The following is a 6562-nucleotide window of genomic DNA, read 5'->3' as shown; positions in this document are numbered from 1 at the left end:
ATTATTTACAAATTCTACACCTGTTTTTATCCAAATCCTCTCGTTTATGCGCAACATCAGACCCATTTGGTCATATCTTTCTTTATAGTCACCTGTTATTTTTACTTTTGCTTCAAATTCTCCGCCTAATGTTGCGTAGAAAAACGGTCCATCATCTACTGTAAACCCATAATGGGTTACTCGCCAAAAGTCAGTTTTCGGTGTTACAAACATATAAAGTTTGTTATTCTCAAAACTCCATTTTTCGGGCATATTAAACCATTGCATGTTCTTCATTTCATTTTTTTAAATATCAAAACACTTTTAACTAATTTTTTAACGACAAGCATTAAAAAGCCTTTGCAATAACTTTAAAGTTAATTTAATTGTTTATCGAGACTTTAGGAAAACTTTAAGTTGGAGAGAAAGCAATTTTAAGTAGCAATTCCGATCAAAGTCACCTGGTATGGCATATACTAAGAACTAAAAAGCGTAAAAATTACTCTAAAAGTTAAACTATTCTTAGTTCACTTTTTGATTCTTTTTAACATATCCATAACCTATTAATCCGCCTCCTAACATTGTTAAATGCCTACCATATTCAGATAAGAGCTTCAAAATTCCATTCTCAGTATTTTTGTCAATTAAGATTGTCCCTAATCCTATAAAAAAACAATTAATCCAAGTATTGTGATTTGTCTGTTTTTCATGTCTTATTTTTGGTTTTCAACGTATTATTAGGCGAACTTCAACACTTAGCATTGAGAATGAGTAACTTATTGTAAAACAACAACCGTTGGTGGTTTGTTGGTACTTCCAAAAGCAAGTTTCATAAAATTTTGCTCTCTTTCAATGAAAAAGGAAAATATTTTTCAAAAAAGCATAAAATTAAACGAAACGTTACTAAACAATCGTAGCGTATTCTATTTATCTTACAAATACAAACCGTAATATTTAGGCTATTTGCATTGGCTGGAAGCCTTTCAATAGATAGCACGAGGCGCAGCCTCACGCTATCTGTGCAAATACGCTTAAACCAACCCTAAGGCACATATTTAACAGCAACGAGGGTTTGAGAACCCTCGCACACACTTTGCTCACATACGCGGGATTTGAGAATCCCGCTCACACATACATGCGTAAATCTCTCTCCAGCAGCCCAACACGTCCAACCGCATTTTTAATCTTCTGCCAACTCTTCATCAACTTTTTTCAAAAGAGCTTTGGTTGACTTTTGGGTCATCCGAAAGAATAGAATGGTTGTTTTTTTGTAAGTACTATTTGCCAGAAGCAAATTCCTTAACTTTCTCCCTCTCAGCGCTTTCGTTATTTCAAGGGGCGATACCCTATTCAATGAGTCGGCAACTACGGGAAAATAGATGGTCATTTCGGGGATTAGCTGCGTCATGGTATGGGTTTCATCTACTTTACACCACTCCACACAATTGGGAATGGTTGACGTATAGTGGTACAGAAAGAGGGTTTTCAAAGAATCGTTTTCGATTAAATTGGTGTGCGCCGATTGCTTTATTTCCTCGTAAGCGATTTGGTTTGGTTTAAACACTAGGTAACTCGCGGCATTGTCAATGTACTGAGTAAGGCTGTCCGTTATTTCTGAATCTTTTTGGAAATACACCAATTTGTCAATATTGCGCACAAAACTATTGCCATATTTTATCATCAGTGTCAACTGCATTGTATCCTGCACAAGATTGTTTCTCAAAACTGTCAAATGCTTTCGCATTGTTTCTTTATCCTTTCTATTTTCTCGCCATTCATCGAAGAAAAATGAAATAGAAATACCAATAAAGATGACCAACACTTCCGAAATGTATTTTTCGAGGGCGTCTTTGAGGAATTGTTTTATTTTTTTGCCTTCCATCGTTCAAAAATCAGTTGCTTGCGAGAGTAAGTAACGAAAAATCCTGTTGATTTACCAAAAAAGAAAAAAATCTTTGCACTCGTTCCCGGCGGGATTTGAGAATCCCGCTCACACGGGTGCGTTGGGATTCTCAAATCCCAACGAAAGGGTTGCTCACAACCCCAACCACATAGTACCGAACGAAGATAAACTTTGAATTTTATCAGTATATCAGTAGCCTTGATTTCTCTGATGGAAGTATTTACCAATAAAAATTAACGGTAGATACTCCCATCTGTTTTTATGAACACCTTTCACATCAATGCTATTCTTGATAAAATAAAGTCGGCCAAAGTAGCCGTCTATGGCGATTTTTGTTTAGACTCTTACTGGATCATGGACACTCGCAACTCGGAAGTTTCCATCGAAACAGGCTTACAGGCGCAGGCCGTTGAACGTCATTATTATACGCCTGGCGGCGCGGGTAATGTTGTTGCCAATCTGGCCGCCCTTGGACCTGCTTCTATCAAAGTAATTGGTGTTGTGGGCAATGACATTTTTGGTCGTGAATTAGCCATTCAACTGCAGGCCCTTGGCGCTGATACCAGTTCCCTTTTTGTCCAAAAAGAAGATTTTCAAACGTATTCGTACCTCAAACGCTACGTCGAAGGCGTAGAAGAGCCTCGCATCGACTTTGGGGTGTATAATCAGCGTTCGCTCGAAACCGATGAATTGATTTTGGCCAGTATTCAGTCGGCCTTAGAAAGCTATGATGCCTTGATTTTCAACCAACAAGTCGTAGGAAGTATCACCAACGATAGTTTTATCGAAAAAGCCAATGCGCTTTTTGACCAATACAGCCACAAAATTATTCTGGTTGACTCTCGTCACTTCAACGACCGCTTTACGAACGTTTACCGCAAGCTCAACGACGTTGAAGCCGCTCACCTCAATGGTGTAGAAGTTGAGCCTCGCACGGTTCTTCCTCGTGCCGATGTCCTCAAATACGGAAAAGCCCTTCACAGTTCAACACAAAAACCCGTTTTTGTCACTTGCGGGGCACGAGGCATTACGTCTTTTGACACCACAGGCTTCAACGAAGTTCCTGGACTGCAACTCACGAGCCGCCTCGACACCGTGGGCGCGGGCGATACTGTCATTAGCGCCATTACGTTGTGTTTGTCGGTGGGCGTTAGTCCAGCCGAAGCTGCCGAATTTGCCAATTTTGCGGCGGGGGTTACGGTACAAAAACTCTTTACCACAGGCACGGCCAATGCCGAAGAAATTTTGGCCATCAGCCAAGACCCACACTACGCCTACCAAGTTGACTTGGCCGAAAATCCACGCCAAGCTGTCTTTTTACCAGAAACAGAAATTGAACTGTGTGACGAGTCTATTTTAGACCGACTTGGACACATCAAATACGCCGTTTTTGACCACGACGGCACCATCAGTACCCTCCGCCACGGCTGGGAGGAAATCATGGAGCCTGTAATGATGAAGGCAATTTTGGGAGATTTTTACGACTCCGTTGATCAGGCAACGTACAACAAAGTGCTTCGCCAGGTCAAAGAATTTATTCATAAAACCACTGGTATTCAGACTATTTACCAGATGGAGGGGCTCGTCAACATGGTTCGGGAAGCGGGCTATGTGCCAGAAGACCAGATTTTGGATAAGTTTGAATACAAACAAATCTACAACGACGCACTCATGGAGTTGGTGGACAAACGCGTTGCCAAACTTCAAGCGGGCGAGTTAGACTGGCAAGACTATACGCTGAAGGGCGCGGTTTCATTTTTGCATGAGCTCAAAGCGCGTGGCGTAACCATGTACCTCGCCAGCGGTACCGACGTGGACGATGTTCGCAACGAAGCTACGGTTTTGGGTTACGCCGATTTGTTTGATGGAGGTATTTACGGCGCACTTCGTGAATACACTAAGTTCTCCAAAAAGATGATTATCGAACGCATCATCCGCGAAAACAATCTTAACGGAAACGAATTGGTCGTACTGGGCGACGGCCCTGACGAAATCCGCGAAGGGCGTCGTTCGGGCGGAATTTCAGTGGGGATTGCGAGCAATGAAGTACAACGTTTTGGGTATAACCTCGACAAACGTCCTCGCCTCGTCAAAGCGGGAGCGCAACTCATTATCCCCGATTTTTCTCAGTACCAAAAATTAGTCAGTTTGCTTTTTAAAGAAGAAGAGATTTCGGAAACGGTGTAAAACTACCTCCTCAAACCTTATAGGTTTCTAAAACCTATAAGGTTTAGACAACAACCTGAAAATGAAGCACTTTTATACAACCTCTTTTTTGTTATTACTTACTTCCCTTCTTTGGTGGGGATGCGGTTCTTCTTCCAAAGACCCTGTGGACTACGTTGACCCGTTCAACGGAACCGATTTCTTTGGCCATACCTTCCCTGGGGCAACGCTCCCCTACGGCATGGTGCAGCTCAGTCCCGACCACGACGTTAAAGGATGGACGTATGCCGCAGGTTACACCTATGCCGACAGCTCTATCATTGGCTTTAGCCATACCCATTTCAGCGGAGTAGGAATGACCACGGGCGGCGACGTACTATTGATGCCGATTGTGGGCGACAAAGTGCAAACCTCGGCAGGGACGAAAGAAAACCCCGACGCGGGTTATCGCTCACGTTATGACAAAAAAGACGAAGTAGCCACTCCTGGGTACTATTCGGTTTTCCTCAAAGACCCCAAAGTAAAGGCCGAACTTACCGCCACCACCCGCGTAGGAGTACATCGTTATACGTTCCCCAAAGCACGAAAAGCGACCATTTTGATGGACATTGGCCACGAAATCGGGGGAAATGCTACGAGTGGGGATTCGTTTGTAAAAATGACGAATGATTCTACCCTTGAAGGTTACAAAGACGCCAATGGCACAATGGTTTATTTTGTGGCAAAATTTAGCCGCCCATTTGAGTACTACGGTACATGGGACAACGACTACATTACCCCCGAATCGGCCGAAGGATATTGGCCCTACAAAACCGAAGAAAAAGGGCTCAATATTGGCTATTTTGTAGGTTATTCTACCAAAAGAGGCGACCAAGTGACCGTCAAAGTGGCGATTTCGCACGTGAGCGTGGAAGGTGCTCGCAAAAATCTACAAGCCGAAGTGCCGCACTGGGATTTTGATAAAGTAAAAAATGATGCCCGCACATCGTGGAACGAAGCGCTGAAAAGAGTCGCTGTCAAAACCAATGACGAGGCACAAAAGGAGATTTTTTACACCGCTCTCTACCGCAGCTTGTTATCGCAATACACAGGACAAGACGTTGATGGTCAATACATGGGCATGGATCATAAAATCCATAAAGCACAGAATTACAGTTTTTTTACTTCATTTTCTTGTTGGGATACCTATCGCTCGCAGCATCCGTTGTTGGCCCTTGTTGCACCTCAACACGTCAATGATTTTGTCAAATCCATTGGTGCCAAAACCCAAGAATTTGGCTGGCTGCCCGCCCAACATTTCCGCAATACCTACCGCCCTAGCATGGTAGGCGACCACCTGATTCCTGTCGTGGTGGACGCCTATTTTAAAGGTTACCGCGACTGGGATATTGAGGCGCTCTATGCCGCCATGCGCCGCAAAGCTTTGGAGTCACCGCCCGCCAATATTCCTGCCAGTGCAGGCCGAGCTGGTTTGGCTGACTATATCCAACTTGGCTATGCACCTTGCGACAGAACCACCGAATCGGTGCCTAACACCATGGAATTGGCCTACGACGACTGGTGTATTGCGCGGTTGGCTGAGGCATTGGGCAAAAAAGACGATGCCGCTTTGTTTTACCGCCGCGCCCAAAATTACCGCAATGTCTATGACGCCTCCACTCAATTTATGCGTCCTCGCCGTGCCAATGGAGCTTGGTTAGAAGCATTAGGGAACAATCAACAAGCCATCGACTCCGTAGGTGAACATCATTATTACCGCTATTTCGATCCGCTTTTGGTAGGTCGTCGTCCCAACCGCCATTATACCGAGTCAAACGCATGGCAATATTTGTGGTCGGTGCAGCACGATGCTTCAGGTCTGATAAAGCTACTGGGTGGAAATCAAGCTTTTACCGAGCGTTTGGATACGTTTTTCAACATGGATGCGTCCATTACTCCGCCCAAATACGTCGGGGTCGTTGGCACCATTGGTCAATATGTTCACGGAAACCAGCCTTCACACCACGTGGCTTATTTGTACAATTACGCCGCTCAGCCTTGGAAAACCCAATACTGGGTGCGTGAAGTACTCAAGCGTTTCTACCGCACGGGGCCAGCGGGTTTGTGTGGAAACGAAGACATGGGTTCGCTTTCTTCATGGTATTTAATGAGTAGTATGGGGCTGTATTCGGTGACACCAGGAAGTTCGCAATACGTCATCGCCAGTCCACTGTTTGATGAAGTAAGTTTCGGGGTAAAAGATGGGAAAACGTTCAAAATCATTACCCACAATAATTCCGACAAAAACCGCTACATCCAATCGGCAACCCTCAATGGCAAACCTTTTGACCGTAGCTGGATTGACCACAGCGAAATCATGGCGGGTGGAGAATTGGTGTTTGAAATGGGTGACCAGCCCAATAAAACGTGGGCAACAAGTAAAACATCTGTGCCTTACTCTCAGAGTCTTTAGTTTTCTAAAATCTGTAAAAATCTTGTCGAATCAATGTCATCAGTGTGCTAAAATCACCGTAA

The 6562-nt window shown here is 44.1% G+C and carries 4 protein-coding genes; 2 read left to right on the top strand and 2 right to left on the bottom strand.

Annotated elements, in window-relative coordinates; all coding sequences use genetic code 11:
• A partial coding sequence (locus AC23P2_RS24110; RefSeq protein ID WP_487775570.1) for a DUF1349 domain-containing protein occupies positions 1 to 276 on the bottom strand: 276 nt, incomplete at its 3' end.
• 883 nt (positions 277 to 1159) lie between these two features.
• Positions 1160 to 1861 (bottom strand): DUF6090 family protein, encoded by a 702-nt coding sequence (locus tag AC23P2_RS24105; protein ID WP_487775569.1) that lies wholly within the window; start codon positions 1859 to 1861, stop codon positions 1160 to 1162.
• A 282-nt stretch (positions 1862 to 2143) separates the two neighbouring features.
• Between AC23P2_RS24105 and AC23P2_RS24100 the strand changes: the two genes are divergently transcribed.
• Together AC23P2_RS24100 and AC23P2_RS24095 are read left to right on the top strand one after the other, a co-directional pair.
• Positions 2144 to 4069 carry a PfkB family carbohydrate kinase gene (locus tag AC23P2_RS24100; RefSeq protein WP_487775568.1) on the top strand — a complete coding sequence of 642 codons (1926 nt, stop codon included), beginning with the start codon at positions 2144 to 2146 and terminating at the stop codon, positions 4067 to 4069.
• A gap of 61 nt (positions 4070 to 4130) precedes the next feature.
• Positions 4131 to 6500, top strand: a complete 2370-nt coding sequence (locus AC23P2_RS24095) for a GH92 family glycosyl hydrolase (RefSeq protein WP_487775567.1) — start codon at positions 4131 to 4133, stop codon at positions 6498 to 6500.
• Positions 6501 to 6562 lie beyond the last annotated feature (62 nt).

Source organism: Runella sp. R0.1_18, assembly GCF_057652155.1.
Note: the sequence above shows the minus strand (reverse complement) of the source record. Positions and strands in the feature narration are given on the sequence as shown.

Coding starts and splice junctions, on each gene's coding strand:
- AC23P2_RS24105 (WP_487775569.1), bottom strand. CDS start 1,861: ATGGAAGGCAAAAAAATAAAACAATTCCTCAAAGACGCCCTCGAAAAA.
- AC23P2_RS24100 (WP_487775568.1), top strand. CDS start 2,144: ATGAACACCTTTCACATCAATGCTATTCTTGATAAAATAAAGTCGGCC.
- AC23P2_RS24095 (WP_487775567.1), top strand. CDS start 4,131: ATGAAGCACTTTTATACAACCTCTTTTTTGTTATTACTTACTTCCCTT.